This window comes from Algoriphagus sp. SE2 (genome assembly GCF_039563885.1).
Classification (GTDB): domain Bacteria; phylum Bacteroidota; class Bacteroidia; order Cytophagales; family Cyclobacteriaceae; genus Algoriphagus.
On record NZ_JBCLWJ010000001.1, the window covers coordinates 379,214 to 391,253 of the forward strand.

Sequence of the window (12,040 nt, forward strand, 5' to 3'; positions counted from 1 at the left end):
TTTTAAACTTATACAAGAATTGGTATATGTTTTAGATTCAATTTATTTTTCAGAATCTAAATGCAATTCCGTTCGTAAATTGATTTAAAATTTAGTGTGTATGATTCAGGTAAAATATTTTGGGATAATAGCAGAAGCAGCAAAGCGTGATTCTGAAGATATTGGGGAAGAGAATGTTACTTTATCCAAAATTCTTTCGGATTTATCATCTCGTCATAATCTCGGAGAATACAATTTCCAGATTGCTGTGAATAGAAAAATTGTCTCCAACTACTCGGATCAGAAACTTTCGAATGGAGATGAAATAGCATTTTTACCACCCTTTTCCGGAGGCTGAAATGAACCGTTATATCCGCCAGATTACATTGCCTCAAGTAGGGCTATCAGGGCAGCAGAAGCTGATAAAAAGCAAAGTACTTGTCATAGGTGCTGGAGGCTTAGGCTGCGCGGTCTTGCCGTATTTGGCAGCAGCGGGTATAGGGAAAATTGGAATTATTGATGGAGATAGGATTGAAGAATCTAACCTGCACAGACAAGTCCTTTATTCTTCGGAACAACTCGGCTATTTTAAAGCGAAAGAAGCTGCGAATTCCATCATCAGAAATAACCCGGAGGTGGATATTTTGGTGTTTGAGGAATATCTGACTCCGAAAAATGCACCTTCAATATTCAAGGAATTTGACCTAATCATTGATGCTACCGATAATCTCTTTATTCGGTATGTTATCAATGATACGTGCGTGGAACTCGGGAAACCTTTTGTCTACGGTTCCATTCATCAGTTTCAAGGTCAAGTTTCAGTTTTTAACTACCAGGATGGGCCTAGTTATAGGGACATATTTCCACAAGAAAATCAGTCAGCACCCAATTGTGCGGAGGCCGGAGTATTAGGTACCACTGTTGGGTTGATTGGAATGCTTCAAGCCAATGAGGCGATTAAGATAATTTTGGAAATAGGAGATGTACTTTCCGGGAAATTATTAATCTACGATCTGTTGAGAAATTCCCAACAGGTTTTTGAATTTGGTAAGGTGCCCAAAAATAAAAAGACCAATATTTCTCCTTCCTTTGAAATGATTATCGCTGAGGAAGCTGTTCTGAAAGAAGGAATCTTGTTGGACGTGAGGGAAATGGATGAATTACCTGAAATTCAATCGGAAAATCTCCTTCAAATACCTCTTTCCATCTTAGCCCAGAAGCAGGAAGATTTAGATAAAGAAAAAGAATATCTCATCTTTTGTCAGTCTGGTGTCAGAAGCCTCAAAGCTGCACAGTATCTTTCTGAGAAAGGTTTTCAGAAATTGAAGTTGATCCGTGGAGGAGCAAAAGATTTAATACAAGTAACGAAAAATGAAAAAAGTATTTCTTGAAGGAGCCATTTCTCCGGAATTCATTGCAGATTCAATAGCAAAGCATCAGGGCAAACATAGCATCGGTGCGCATAATATCTTTTTAGGACAAGTAAGAGGAGATGAAGTGAATGGTAAAAAAGTTGAATCCATTGACTTCACTTGCTATGAAGAGATGGCGAATGAAAAACTGCATGAAATCAGAGAGGCAGCTTTTGAAAAGTTTGATCTCACTTGCTTACATATTTACCATAGTTTGGGAAATGTAAAAGTAGGCGGGATTTGCATTTTTGTGTTTGTCTCTGCTCCTAGAAGAAAACAAGTTTACGAGGCCACTGAATGGCTGGTGAATCAAGTGAAAACAGAAGTTCCTATCTTCGGGAAGGAAATTTTTGAAAATGAGGAATCTCAGTGGAAAGAAAATAGTTGAAAAGTCTGAAAAAGTGATCAGTCCTAGTGCCTGCCGATGGAAGTCGAGGTTCTAATTTGGAATTAAAATTAAAAATGGTAGACATTACCCAAAAAATAACGACGTTACGAGTTGCAAAGGCAAAGGCTATAGTGCAGGTGAGTATGCCTGAAACAATTACTGCGGTGGTTGAAAATAAAGTACCCAAAGGCAATGTTTTCGAAATGGCAAAGGTCGCGGGTCTTTTTGCTGTGAAAAACACCCATATCACTATTCCGGATTGTCATCCACTACCCATTGAATACACAGCAGTTGAATATGAAATTCAGGGATTGGAAATTCATATCTTCATCACGGTCAAGACTGTTTATAAAACGGGTGTAGAGGTAGAAGCCATGCATGGAGCTTCGGTGATTGCATTAACTATGTATGATATGCTCAAGCCTATCGACAAAGGGATTGTGATCCGTGAAGTGGGATTGGTAGAGAAAAAAGGCGGGAAAAGTAGCTTTAAGCAACAAAGCCCTAACAATATCCAGGCTGCAGTGATTGTCTGCTCAGACTCTGTGTCCAAAGGAATCAAAGAGGATGCTGCAGGTAAAGCCATTGTGGAAAAGTTGAAATCCATGGAAGTGGAAGTCTCGTCCTATGAAGTGATTCCTGACGATTTGGATTTAATTCGCCAAAAGGCGCTGGAATATGCCGACACGAATAAATTGGTCATCTTTGCTGGAGGCACAGGACTTTCTAAAAGGGATGTAACTCCGGAAGCTTTGGAACCTATTTTAGAAAGAAGAATCCCAGGGATTGAGGAAGCGATCAGAAGTTATGGACAGAAAATCATACCTTATGCCATGCTTTCCAGGTCCGTTGCAGGTACCATTGGGGATTGTTTAGTTTTGGCTTTGCCGGGATCAACAAATGGAGCAAAAGAATCCATGGATGCGGTTTTCCCGCATTTATTGCACGTATTTAAAGTATTGAGAGGAACGCAACATGATGGAAAAGACTGAAGACCTTCAGGTACTTAAGGATCAATTTGGTAGGAAACATGACTATCTCAGGATCTCTCTGATCGAGAAATGCAATCTCCGCTGTAAATATTGCATGCCGGAAGAGGGGATTCCTTTGACTCCTTCCAAATTCATCATGAATGCAGAGGAGATAGAAAGTCTGACCAGAACATTTGTAGGTCTGGGAGTAAAGAAGATCCGATTGACTGGGGGTGAACCGCTACTTCGAAAGGATTTTGAAGATATTTTGGAGCGGATTTCCCAGTTTCCAGTGGATCTTTCCATCACAACGAATGGAATTTTGGCGGATCGGTTTTTACCAATTTTTAAAAAGCACAAACTTAATAAAGTCAATTTTAGCTTAGATACCCTTAAAGAGGAACGCTTTAAAGAAATTACCAGACGTTCAGGTTTTCAAAAGACTCTGGATAACCTGGATCTTTTTATTCAGGAAGGGTTTGAAGTAAAGCTGAATATCGTCTTGATGAAAGGATTGAATGATGATGAGGTAGTGGACTTTGTAAGATTTACCAAGGATTTACCAATTTCTGCCCGCTTTATTGAGTTTATGCCTTTTGATGGAAATAAATGGGATCGGTCCAAAATGGTATCCGAACAGGAAGTTTTGTCCGTTGTGGGATCAGCTCTTGGTTCAGAAAATTTAATTGCGCTTCCTGATGAGGAGAATCTGACGGCAAGAAAATTTCAGATCAAGGGATACCAGGGAAATTTTGGAGTGATTTCGTCGGTAACCAATCCCTTTTGTGGAACCTGTAACAGAATCCGCTTAACTGCCAATGGAAAGATTAAAAACTGTCTCTTTTCCAACCGGGAAACTGATTTACTAACTGCATTAAGAGCAGGAGAGAATGTGGAAAAACTGATTTTAGAATCCATTTACAATAAAAAAGCTGTGAGGGCTGGTATGGATAGTCTGGAAAAATTATCTGATCCAACTTTACATTCCGATAATCGCAGCATGATTGCGATTGGAGGGTAACGGTCTCGCAAAACAGTCTGGTATGGGTTAAAATGAGTTAATTTTCGGTTTAGAGCTGACATTAGCAATTGTGATAGGATTCAGACGTAGTCGAACCCGCCGTATTTGCTGTTATACATTGTTAGCAAACGTTTTTTAGCTCTTATTCATTCTATACCCAATAGCAAATTTTCAATGTCTGGATTAAGTTTCATGGCTTTATCCAAATTTGATGATAATGAAGTTCCAGACAAATTCAAAATAGAGAATTTTGAAAATGCATGGTCATTTTGGAACAGCTTTGAAAGATATATAGGTAATTTGTTTCCTGATAAAATAAATACTGCGGTTCTATATGTTGGGATGAAACGATTTCCCTTTGACTTGCCTCCAAAACAAGAAAATTTTAGTCCGGTGATTTCGTTTTTAATGTAAAAAACATCAAAAATCTCAGGCCTTAAAATCGATGCTAGAATCATTGAAATAATCAGACGACCTTCAATTCCAAAATCATGTTTTGATAAGAAAATCTCGTATGAACTTCTTTCAGATAACTTTGGAAATGGTATTTCATAAATTATTGACTTTAAGTCACCGTGATTAAAATATGAATTCATTCGATGTTCAATTAATTTTGCTATCCAATTAAATTCTTTTTCTAAAAATGATTCAAGTTCAGTATGATGATTTATCATAAGTGATTGAAATGGTTTTGTTGAAATACTCATTATTCAATTTCTGTACATCTTAAGATGTTTGCTAAAGTTTTCGGGTTTTGCATTCGGGCGGGTTTTGGAGCACAAAACTGTCAGCAAGTACAAAACTTGAATAGAAGCACAAAGCTCAATTTTTGCATATCACCCCGCCTGACGCAAAACCCGTGTTAGGCGTAGTATTTCTATTTGAGTTCATATAATTTGTTGTCAAAGTCTTCGTATAAAAATACTTTGTCAAAGTCGGTCGCTAATTCAATACTTAGCAATTCATTTACCTCAAGCGAACTTTGTCCAACGCCACCAATTATTAAAACTAACCATTGAGGTAACCTTGTATTTTGTCTATAAGCAGAAATTTTACTTTCCTTTTCTGAAACGTACTCAAGTATTAAGTCCTTTGTAATGGTCTTTTGCCAATATGCTCCAAAATTCGGGATCACACTTTTTTGAGTATGTTTCATTTTGTGTGCACCATTCACGATGTCATTGTCGTACAATTCCCCTGTCATTATAAAATGTTTAGCTAACTCTGTCAGTCGTGTTATTAGGTGTGTTTTATCATTGATTTTAAAACTCAAATTGTCCTTCAAATATAAATTAACAAGAACATTTGGAACAGAAGGGTCATTTTCTAAGTTCACTTCGACCTTATCGCAAATGTTCTCATAAAATCCTTCTTGTGCTTTAGCTTTCGAGTCCAGAATTAATTCATGTTCAAGTCCGAATTGTGTTTGTCCATTTGAAATTATGAAGTCAGGTTTTTCGGTAACTTGGATAATTTCAAAGTCATTAAAGTAAGTCGCTAATAATTTCCCAATTTGACATAACTCTAAAATCTTCTGTTTGTCGTCCTTTTTACTTTTGTCAAGTCCGTTTAGATGAGAATTAATTTTCAAACCAAGTCGGTTATGAGTTTCATTAAATTCTATGTCGTGTTGTAGCTCTCTCATAATATTACGCCTAACACTTTTATATACGCAACTCCATGAACTTATTGCGAGTATATCCTAATTGTCCACAAGTTTCACAGGAAACAATTTGAGTTGTTTCGTTCAGGATTTTTTCTTCTTTACAAATACTTTTTTCTAAAATCCCGTGGGTTTTCATTCGCTACTTTTTTGAAGGTACGATTAAAATAGGAAAGGCTTTCAAAACCAGTGAGATAGCAGGCGTCACTCACCGTCTTTCCAGACATGAGGAGCCGCTTGGATTGACTGATTCGATAGCGATTTAAAAATTCAATAAAACTATACTTGCTGGCTTTCTTAAAGTACCTACAAAAAGCTTCCTTGGTCATATTGCTGATTTCAGCTATCTCAGCAAGTTCTATTTTTTGATGATAATTCTTGTCAACAAAAGCATAGATTGCCCTTAATCTACCTTGCTCCCTCTCACTAAACTTATTTTGATAGGATTGATCATGCAATAATTCTATAGCTGAACTGTCAGCAAGTTCCTCCAACACTTCCAGCAAAAGCATATATTGCTGAAAAGAATTCAAGTGCTCTAATTGGAACAACTTTTCACCGATCTGATTTTTTGTTTCTCCTTTAAAAACCAACCCATATTTAGACTTTTCAAATAAGCTTTGAATTGGATTTAATTCTGGGATTGCCTGAAAATGGGTTTCAACAAATTCCTTTTTGAGATGAACGACCACCTTCTGATATTCTGTTTTGACTCCATAATCAAAGTTTAAATGGGGGATATTCGAGCCAATCAATACTAAATCACTCCCCTCATAAGTGGAGATGTGCTCTCCTATATGTCGGGTTCCTGTAGCTGCTTTTATAAAGACCAATTCATACTCCGGATGAAAGTGCCAGTAGAATAAGTCGCTCAACCTTGGATTGAACATCATACTAAATGACTTATCCGGACTACTGATGGTTTCAAGCTGTATTTTCATGTTCTTTCACAAAAATGAATCTTAATATAAGTTTAAAGTTATTGAATATCAATATTGTACAAGTTTCTGTTAACTATCATAAAATTATCTATTGGAGAAATTCTGAATTTGTGCCTATGTCTAATCAATAAATTGACTCAGATGAAAAATACAGACCCAACAATGACCCCAACCATGCAGCCGAACAACCAGCATAATGATATTCCAGGTAATCCCTCTACTGCAAAAAGCAGTAAGGTAAACCTAAGAACAGAAGCCACGGAAGATACGCTCAGAGTGCTGACAATGGAACAATGGAATTTTTGGAGAGAAAATGGCTACGTGGTGATTAAAAATGCAGTTCCTAGGGAACAAGCAAAAAAGACGGCTGCCTTTCTTTGGGAATTTGAGGACAAAAACCCGAATGATAAAAGTACCTGGTATACGGCTCCCCGTGCCGAAATGAAGATGAAAGAATTGGCTGGAACAGGCATGGTAGAAGTTTACAATAACCAACACCTTTGGAATAACCGCCAGACAAAAAAAGTATATGATGCATTCGTGGATATTTGGGGAACGGAAAAATTATGGGTAACAATTGATCGAGCTAACCTGAATTTCCCCATGCGTCCTGGGCATGAATACAAAGGTTTTATCCACTGGGACTATGATCCAGAAACAAAGCCACAGAATGTTCAGGGAGTATTGGCATTGGCAGATCAAACCGATGAAAACATGGGAGGATTTCAATGTATTCCTTGGCTGTTTAGAAATTATGATACCTGGAAATTAACCCAACCGGAAGATAGAAACCATTTCATGCCTGATACGACAGGGCTGGAGGATAAAATTGTAAAAGTACCACTGGAAGCGGGTGATTTGTTAATATTTAATAGCTCTGAGCCACACGGGATTCGTCCCAACCGATCGGAAAATAAGGTTAGAATTGCCCAATACATTTCTATGATGCCAGCTCAAGAAGAAGATGAATCCTTAAAAGAATGGCGGATTAATTCTTGGGAAAAAAGAATTGCTCCTGAAGGTTATGCTTTTCCAGGAGACCCCAGAAACTGGGAACAAACAAAATATGAGAAGGCGGAATTAACAGATTTAGGAAAAAAACTATTGGGCTTAAAAAAATGGTAATCGAAATAGCAATTTTTAAAAAGTTAGATTCTCTTCATAGAAAATAATCTTTAGCTAAATCTATCATTAAAAAGCTTTTCGAGGGGCTAAATCATTTGGATAAGAATTGACTAAAATCAAAAAAAGCACCCCAACCGAGGTGCTTTAAGAATAGATTGGGTAATAAAATTATCCTATTCTTTCAAATTGAGAGAAGAAGAAAGATCCTTCAATCTCAGCATTTTCGTCAGAGTCAGATCCGTGTACAGCATTTGCTTCGATTGACTTAGCGAAGATCTTTCTGATGGTACCTTCAGCAGCATTAGCTGGGTTGGTGGCACCGATTAAATTTCTGTAATCTTCTACTGCATTTTCTTTTTCAAGAATAGCTGCGATGATTGGTCCAGAGGACATATACTTGCAAAGATCAGCGTAGAATGGTCTTTCTTTGTGAACTTCATAGAATTTTCCAGCGACTGCCGGTGTCAATTGGGTAGCTTTCATTGCCACGATTTTGAAACCTGCTTCCTCAATCATTTTGAGTATTGCTCCTGAGTTGCCTGCTTCAAAAGCATCTGGCTTGATCATGGTAAATGTTTTGTTTGCTGCCATGGGTTATCTTATTTTGATTGGTTCAATTCGGGCGCAAAAATAGGTTATTTAAATACATCTTCCGAGTATTCTAAACTATTTATACCTTATAAGGTTAATTTTCAGGTAAATGCATGAGTTGGGATTTGTCAAAAAATTAGTGACCTTTGCGACCTACTTAGAGCCAAGAGTGCCGCTAATTATATATAATGGAAGCATTAGCCTCATTTAAGAAAGAAATTTCATCCCCCAAAAAAATATTCATTACCACTCATGTGAAGCCAGACGCCGACGCACTGGGTTCCTCTTTGGGTCTTGCTAACTACTTGATCAAAAAAGGGCATGAGGTAAGTGTGGTGACCCCATCTGATTATCCTTCCTTCCTAAATTGGATGAAAGGAAACGATGACGTGCTTGATTTCAGCAAACCTGACGATCAGAAAATTGCAATCAAAAAGTTACAAGAAGCCGAGATTATCTTTTGCCTGGATTTCTCTGTTTTAAACAGAGTAAATGAATTAGGAGAAATGATTCGTGAATCTGATGCTTATATTGTGAATATTGATCATCATCAGGATCCTGAGGATTTTGCTGATTTTGAATATTCCAGCACGAAAGCTGCAGCTACTTGTGAACTTGTTTTTGAGTTGATCGATAAACTCGGAGATAGAGCTTTGATTGATAAAGATATCGCGGAATGCCTCTATGCTGGCATCATGACAGATACCGGAGGGTTCAGACATCCCAATACGACTAAAAATGTTCATTTGGTCGTGGCAGAATTGATCGAGCTTGGAGCCAATAGCTCTCAGATAGCAAATTGGATTTATGATTCCAATTCTGTCAATAGACTTAAATTTATTGGTTTTGCAATCAGCAGAAGGTTAGTAGTGAGAGAAGATTTACACACCGCGTATTTCGCCATCAGCAAAAAAGATCTTAAAAAATATCAAAGCAGGACAGGAGATACAGAAGGTTTAGTCAATTATGCTTTATCTTTGGACGGCATAAAATTAGCTGCACTGTTTTCTGAACGTGAAGATGGCATCAAGATCTCATTTAGATCATCCAGCGAAGTTGCTGTAAATAAATTTGCGGCGACATACTTTAATGGAGGAGGGCATAAAAACGCATCAGGAGGCAAGTCAAATTTGGGATTAAAAGAAACTGTTGAGAAATTCGAAGCTTTGGTGGAAGAAAATCAAGAGTCACTTTTTTCAGAGGAGACTGTAGGAGCTAGCTAAAGCTCAAAAAAACCACCCACTTATTAATTGAAAATTCAAAATCCTTTATGAAAAATAACAAAAGCCTGTTGGCTATCATCGTTTTGATGTTGGGCGTATCCATCATCTCTTCCTGTCAAAAGAAAAAAGTAACCGAAAAAGACGGGATTGAATATACCTTTGTCAAAGAAGGAAGCGAAAAAGCTGCTAATGGAGATTTCTTGCTTTACAATCTTGAAATTACCACAGGAGATGACTCTGTGATTTATTCTACAGCTGATCAACCTTTTCCTGGATATTTACAGGCGAATGACTCTATTCCTGCTACTAATGGGATGGACGAAATTTTCCTGAACCTTCGTAAAGGGGACAGTATTGCTTTTGAGTCTACTGCAAAAATTATTTTTGGAGAAAACTTCCCTCCGTTTTTGGAAGAAGCAGATGTGGTGAAAGTTCGCCTTGGAGCATTTGAAATTATGGATCAGGCTGGAATTGAGACCTTCTTCAACCAAACCATGGAAGCAGAGGAGGTGAAAAGAGCAGAAAGAGCCAAGGAACTTATTGTAGAAGAAGCAAAAACTATTGAAGCCTATGTTGCGGATAAGGGTCTGAATGCGAATAAGACTGAGAGTGGGCTTTATTACGTGATCGAGGAGGAAGGAACTGGTGATGAAATCACTCCAGGGACTACGATGTATGTTAACTATGCTGGATATTTACTGGATGGAAGATTATTTGATACCTCTGACGAAGAATTAGCAAAAGAGAACGACATTTTCAATCCGAATAGACCTTATGATCCACTTCCTGTAAACGTAGGTATGGGGCAGGTTATTCCAGGTTGGGATGAAGGTTTGTTGTTATTGAAAAATGGGGCAAAAGCTAAATTTTTGATTCCTTCTCCATTAGCATATGGCGAAAATGGAGCTGGTGGTTTGATTGGTCCAAACGCAATTTTGGTTTTTGACGTAGAGATAATTGATGTTCAGAAATAAGTCCACTCAGGCTTAGAACAAATAATTAAACTATACCAACACAATGAAAATTAAACTTTATTCACTAATTGCACTATTGGCGGGAGCTGCTTCACTTGCTTCCTGCATTAATAAAGAAGAATCTGCAGACGCAGTATATGCTCGGGATGTTGCAGCAATTGATGACTATATCCAAAACAGTTCCTTGACGAATGTTAAGGAATATAATGACCCCGTTTACGGTATCCGGATTATTTGGCAAGAAGTTTCTGCCAGCGGAATACCTGTGGAACTTGGAGATACTTTACGTGTAGATTATACCGGAAAGTTGTTGAGTGACAAAGTTTTCGATACTTCCATTGAATCTGTCGCAGTTGATAATAATATCTTTTCTTCAGGTAGAAATTATATCCCTTTAAGGTTCCGTATCGGTCTTGGCGCTTTGATTTTCGGTTTTGAATATGGAGCTGCTCAAATGGAGCAAGGAGATAAAGCTACAGTCTTCATTCCTTCTGAATCGGGATATGGAAGAAATGCAAATGGAGATATTCCAGCAAATTCACCTTTAATTTTCGAATTGGATCTGATTGAAGTTGTTCCTGGTCCAACTGAATAATTTAAAATGAAAAAACTCGCTCTTGCTTTAGTAATTTTATTTTTCGCGCTCTTAGGATGTGAGCCTAATAATCCTTTTAATACAGGACCAACCTATGATATAGAGGGAAATCTAGCTATAGATAGTGTAAAAATCGCTTCATATTTGGATACAGCCCGCGTTGATAGCTTGTATAGAATCCATGATCCCAGTGGAGTTGTAATTATTGTTCAGGAAGAAGGTGAAGGTTCTAGACCTACTGGAGGCAATGTAGTTTATACGGATTACATAGGATCTTTAATGGAGACTGGAAAAGTATTCGATACTAATAATGAATTAGTTGCCAGAGAGAACGATATTTTCGTTGAGGGAGCATCTTACTCCATATTCAGATTTGTGGTAGGATCAGGGAATGTGATTACAGGATGGGATATAGCATTCCGTAGGATTAGGCCAAAAACCAAGGCCCGGATTATTATTCCCTCTCCTTATGGATATAGGAGTGCTGAAAACAACAGTAGGATTCCACCAAATTCAGTTTTGATTTTCGATGTTAATTTTCGAGGAATAGATTAAATGAGAGGGCCTAAGCCCTCTTTTTTTTACCCCATCGGGGAAAAAGTGTTGGGACATTTTTTTTGTATTCCAGATACTTTTCTCCGAACAGACTGATTAGGTTCTTTTCTTCAAAATATATTCCAAAAGGCAGGTAAATTAGCAGGCAAAGAAAGTGGATAAGGGCTGTAAATTGTGCCGAGACTAAAACATAACCTAAGAAAATCATTAATAAACCTAAGTAAAGGGGATGTCTGACTCGGGAATACAGTCCTGTTTTAATCAATTCTGTGGATTCTTCAGTAGTTTCAAAGCCTAAAAATTCTTTCATTTTAATTTCTTTGGTTGATTTTACTAAAATGATAGTGCCAAAGGCCGCAATCATATATCCCAAATAGGATATTAAAGGTGCCTGAGCCAAGAAACTCTTCTGGGGAATCAAGACGGATTGAATCATAATTGCCAAAAAAAGCAGCGTGGAGAAAATTGTATAGCTAAGTCGGTACCATTTAAGGCTATCTTTCATTCGCTCTTTTAGAATTCTTTTTAACTTGGCAGAAGCGAAAAAACTATGTGTGAAATAGAAGATACTCCAGCTTAAAATTAATAGTATATAGCCCATT

The 12,040-nt window shown here is 37.6% G+C and carries 15 protein-coding genes; 10 read left to right on the forward strand and 5 right to left on the reverse strand.

Annotated features, from left to right (window positions below; genetic code table 11):
• The first annotated feature begins 100 nt into the window (after positions 1 to 100).
• The 5 genes from AAGF08_RS01580 (at position 101) to moaA (ending at position 3,771) form a co-directional block, all read left to right on the forward strand.
• Positions 101 to 337: a MoaD/ThiS family protein gene (locus AAGF08_RS01580; protein WP_343509145.1), complete on the forward strand. Its 237-nt coding sequence runs from the start codon at positions 101 to 103 to the stop codon at positions 335 to 337.
• Position 338: 1 nt separating this feature from the next.
• Positions 339 to 1,370: a HesA/MoeB/ThiF family protein gene (locus AAGF08_RS01585; protein ID WP_343509146.1), complete on the forward strand. Its 1,032-nt coding sequence runs from the start codon at positions 339 to 341 to the stop codon at positions 1,368 to 1,370.
• The gene (locus tag AAGF08_RS01590) at positions 1,351 to 1,779 is read left to right on the forward strand and encodes a molybdenum cofactor biosynthesis protein MoaE (protein ID WP_343509147.1); all 429 of its coding nucleotides are present in this window, start codon (positions 1,351 to 1,353) and stop codon (positions 1,777 to 1,779) included. The genes AAGF08_RS01585 and AAGF08_RS01590 overlap by 20 nt, the downstream gene beginning before the upstream one ends.
• 74 nt (positions 1,780 to 1,853) lie before the next feature.
• Positions 1,854 to 2,771 carry a bifunctional molybdenum cofactor biosynthesis protein MoaC/MoaB gene (moaCB, locus tag AAGF08_RS01595; RefSeq protein WP_343509148.1) on the forward strand — a complete coding sequence of 306 codons (918 nt, stop codon included), beginning with the start codon at positions 1,854 to 1,856 and terminating at the stop codon, positions 2,769 to 2,771.
• Positions 2,755 to 3,771 (forward strand): GTP 3',8-cyclase MoaA, encoded by a 1,017-nt coding sequence (gene moaA / locus AAGF08_RS01600; protein WP_343509149.1) that lies wholly within the window; start codon positions 2,755 to 2,757, stop codon positions 3,769 to 3,771. The genes moaCB and moaA overlap by 17 nt, the downstream gene beginning before the upstream one ends.
• Before the next feature lie 146 nt (positions 3,772 to 3,917).
• On the opposite strand, the gene AAGF08_RS01605 is transcribed toward moaA, so the two are convergent.
• The 3 genes from AAGF08_RS01605 to AAGF08_RS01615 all read right to left on the reverse strand — a co-directional run bounded on the left by AAGF08_RS01605 (position 3,918) and on the right by AAGF08_RS01615 (position 6,375).
• Positions 3,918 to 4,445, reverse strand: coding sequence for a hypothetical protein (locus AAGF08_RS01605; protein WP_343509150.1), 528 nt, complete (start codon positions 4,443 to 4,445; stop codon positions 3,918 to 3,920).
• 203 nt (positions 4,446 to 4,648) lie between these two features.
• Positions 4,649 to 5,416, reverse strand: coding sequence for a hypothetical protein (locus AAGF08_RS01610; RefSeq protein ID WP_343509151.1), 768 nt, complete (start codon positions 5,414 to 5,416; stop codon positions 4,649 to 4,651).
• Positions 5,417 to 5,535: 119 nt separating this feature from the next.
• On the reverse strand, positions 5,536 to 6,375 hold the full coding sequence (locus AAGF08_RS01615; RefSeq protein ID WP_343509153.1) for an AraC family transcriptional regulator: 840 nt from the start codon (positions 6,373 to 6,375) through the stop codon (positions 5,536 to 5,538).
• 141 nt (positions 6,376 to 6,516) lie between these two features.
• On the opposite strand from AAGF08_RS01615, the gene AAGF08_RS01620 reads away from it, so the two are divergent.
• Positions 6,517 to 7,500, forward strand: coding sequence for a phytanoyl-CoA dioxygenase family protein (locus AAGF08_RS01620; protein WP_343509154.1), 984 nt, complete (start codon positions 6,517 to 6,519; stop codon positions 7,498 to 7,500).
• A gap of 168 nt (positions 7,501 to 7,668) precedes the next feature.
• Here the strand turns inward: AAGF08_RS01620 and AAGF08_RS01625 are convergent, their stop codons facing one another.
• The gene (locus AAGF08_RS01625) at positions 7,669 to 8,091 is read right to left on the reverse strand and encodes a nucleoside-diphosphate kinase (RefSeq protein WP_343509156.1); all 423 of its coding nucleotides are present in this window, start codon (positions 8,089 to 8,091) and stop codon (positions 7,669 to 7,671) included.
• 188 nt (positions 8,092 to 8,279) lie between these two features.
• Here AAGF08_RS01625 and AAGF08_RS01630 point away from each other — a divergent pair, with 188 nt between their 5' ends.
• The 4 genes from AAGF08_RS01630 to AAGF08_RS01645 are packed head-to-tail and all read left to right on the forward strand — an operon-like array spanning position 8,280 to position 11,438.
• Positions 8,280 to 9,314, forward strand: a complete 1,035-nt coding sequence (locus AAGF08_RS01630) for a bifunctional oligoribonuclease/PAP phosphatase NrnA (RefSeq protein WP_343509157.1) — start codon at positions 8,280 to 8,282, stop codon at positions 9,312 to 9,314.
• A gap of 47 nt (positions 9,315 to 9,361) precedes the next feature.
• Positions 9,362 to 10,288, forward strand: a complete 927-nt coding sequence (locus AAGF08_RS01635) for an FKBP-type peptidyl-prolyl cis-trans isomerase (RefSeq protein WP_343509158.1) — start codon at positions 9,362 to 9,364, stop codon at positions 10,286 to 10,288.
• Positions 10,289 to 10,331: 43 nt separating this feature from the next.
• On the forward strand, positions 10,332 to 10,883 hold the full coding sequence (locus AAGF08_RS01640) for an FKBP-type peptidyl-prolyl cis-trans isomerase (protein WP_343509159.1): 552 nt from the start codon (positions 10,332 to 10,334) through the stop codon (positions 10,881 to 10,883).
• 6 nt (positions 10,884 to 10,889) lie between these two features.
• Positions 10,890 to 11,438 carry an FKBP-type peptidyl-prolyl cis-trans isomerase gene (locus AAGF08_RS01645; protein WP_343509160.1) on the forward strand — a complete coding sequence of 183 codons (549 nt, stop codon included), beginning with the start codon at positions 10,890 to 10,892 and terminating at the stop codon, positions 11,436 to 11,438.
• 10 nt (positions 11,439 to 11,448) lie between these two features.
• On the opposite strand, the gene AAGF08_RS01650 is transcribed toward AAGF08_RS01645, so the two are convergent.
• Entirely contained in the window at positions 11,449 to 12,039 is a 591-nt protein-coding gene (locus AAGF08_RS01650; protein WP_343509161.1) for an isoprenylcysteine carboxylmethyltransferase family protein, read from the reverse strand.
• Position 12,040: the final 1 nt, after the last annotated feature.

What these genes read in the sequence shown, in the direction of transcription:
- AAGF08_RS01580 (WP_343509145.1), top strand. Translation starts at nt 101, where the DNA reads ATGATTCAGGTAAAATATTTTGGGATAATAGCAGAAGCAGCAAAGCGT.
- AAGF08_RS01585 (WP_343509146.1), top strand. Translation starts at nt 339, where the DNA reads ATGAACCGTTATATCCGCCAGATTACATTGCCTCAAGTAGGGCTATCA.
- AAGF08_RS01590 (WP_343509147.1), top strand. Translation starts at nt 1,351, where the DNA reads ATGAAAAAAGTATTTCTTGAAGGAGCCATTTCTCCGGAATTCATTGCA.
- moaCB (WP_343509148.1), top strand. Translation starts at nt 1,854, where the DNA reads ATGGTAGACATTACCCAAAAAATAACGACGTTACGAGTTGCAAAGGCA.
- moaA (WP_343509149.1), top strand. Translation starts at nt 2,755, where the DNA reads ATGATGGAAAAGACTGAAGACCTTCAGGTACTTAAGGATCAATTTGGT.
- AAGF08_RS01605 (WP_343509150.1), bottom strand. Translation starts at nt 4,445, where the DNA reads ATGATAAATCATCATACTGAACTTGAATCATTTTTAGAAAAAGAATTT.
- AAGF08_RS01610 (WP_343509151.1), bottom strand. Translation starts at nt 5,416, where the DNA reads ATGAGAGAGCTACAACACGACATAGAATTTAATGAAACTCATAACCGA.
- AAGF08_RS01615 (WP_343509153.1), bottom strand. Translation starts at nt 6,375, where the DNA reads ATGAAAATACAGCTTGAAACCATCAGTAGTCCGGATAAGTCATTTAGT.
- AAGF08_RS01620 (WP_343509154.1), top strand. Translation starts at nt 6,517, where the DNA reads ATGAAAAATACAGACCCAACAATGACCCCAACCATGCAGCCGAACAAC.
- AAGF08_RS01625 (WP_343509156.1), bottom strand. Translation starts at nt 8,091, where the DNA reads ATGGCAGCAAACAAAACATTTACCATGATCAAGCCAGATGCTTTTGAA.
- AAGF08_RS01630 (WP_343509157.1), top strand. Translation starts at nt 8,280, where the DNA reads ATGGAAGCATTAGCCTCATTTAAGAAAGAAATTTCATCCCCCAAAAAA.
- AAGF08_RS01635 (WP_343509158.1), top strand. Translation starts at nt 9,362, where the DNA reads ATGAAAAATAACAAAAGCCTGTTGGCTATCATCGTTTTGATGTTGGGC.
- AAGF08_RS01640 (WP_343509159.1), top strand. Translation starts at nt 10,332, where the DNA reads ATGAAAATTAAACTTTATTCACTAATTGCACTATTGGCGGGAGCTGCT.
- AAGF08_RS01645 (WP_343509160.1), top strand. Translation starts at nt 10,890, where the DNA reads ATGAAAAAACTCGCTCTTGCTTTAGTAATTTTATTTTTCGCGCTCTTA.
- AAGF08_RS01650 (WP_343509161.1), bottom strand. Translation starts at nt 12,039, where the DNA reads ATGGGCTATATACTATTAATTTTAAGCTGGAGTATCTTCTATTTCACA.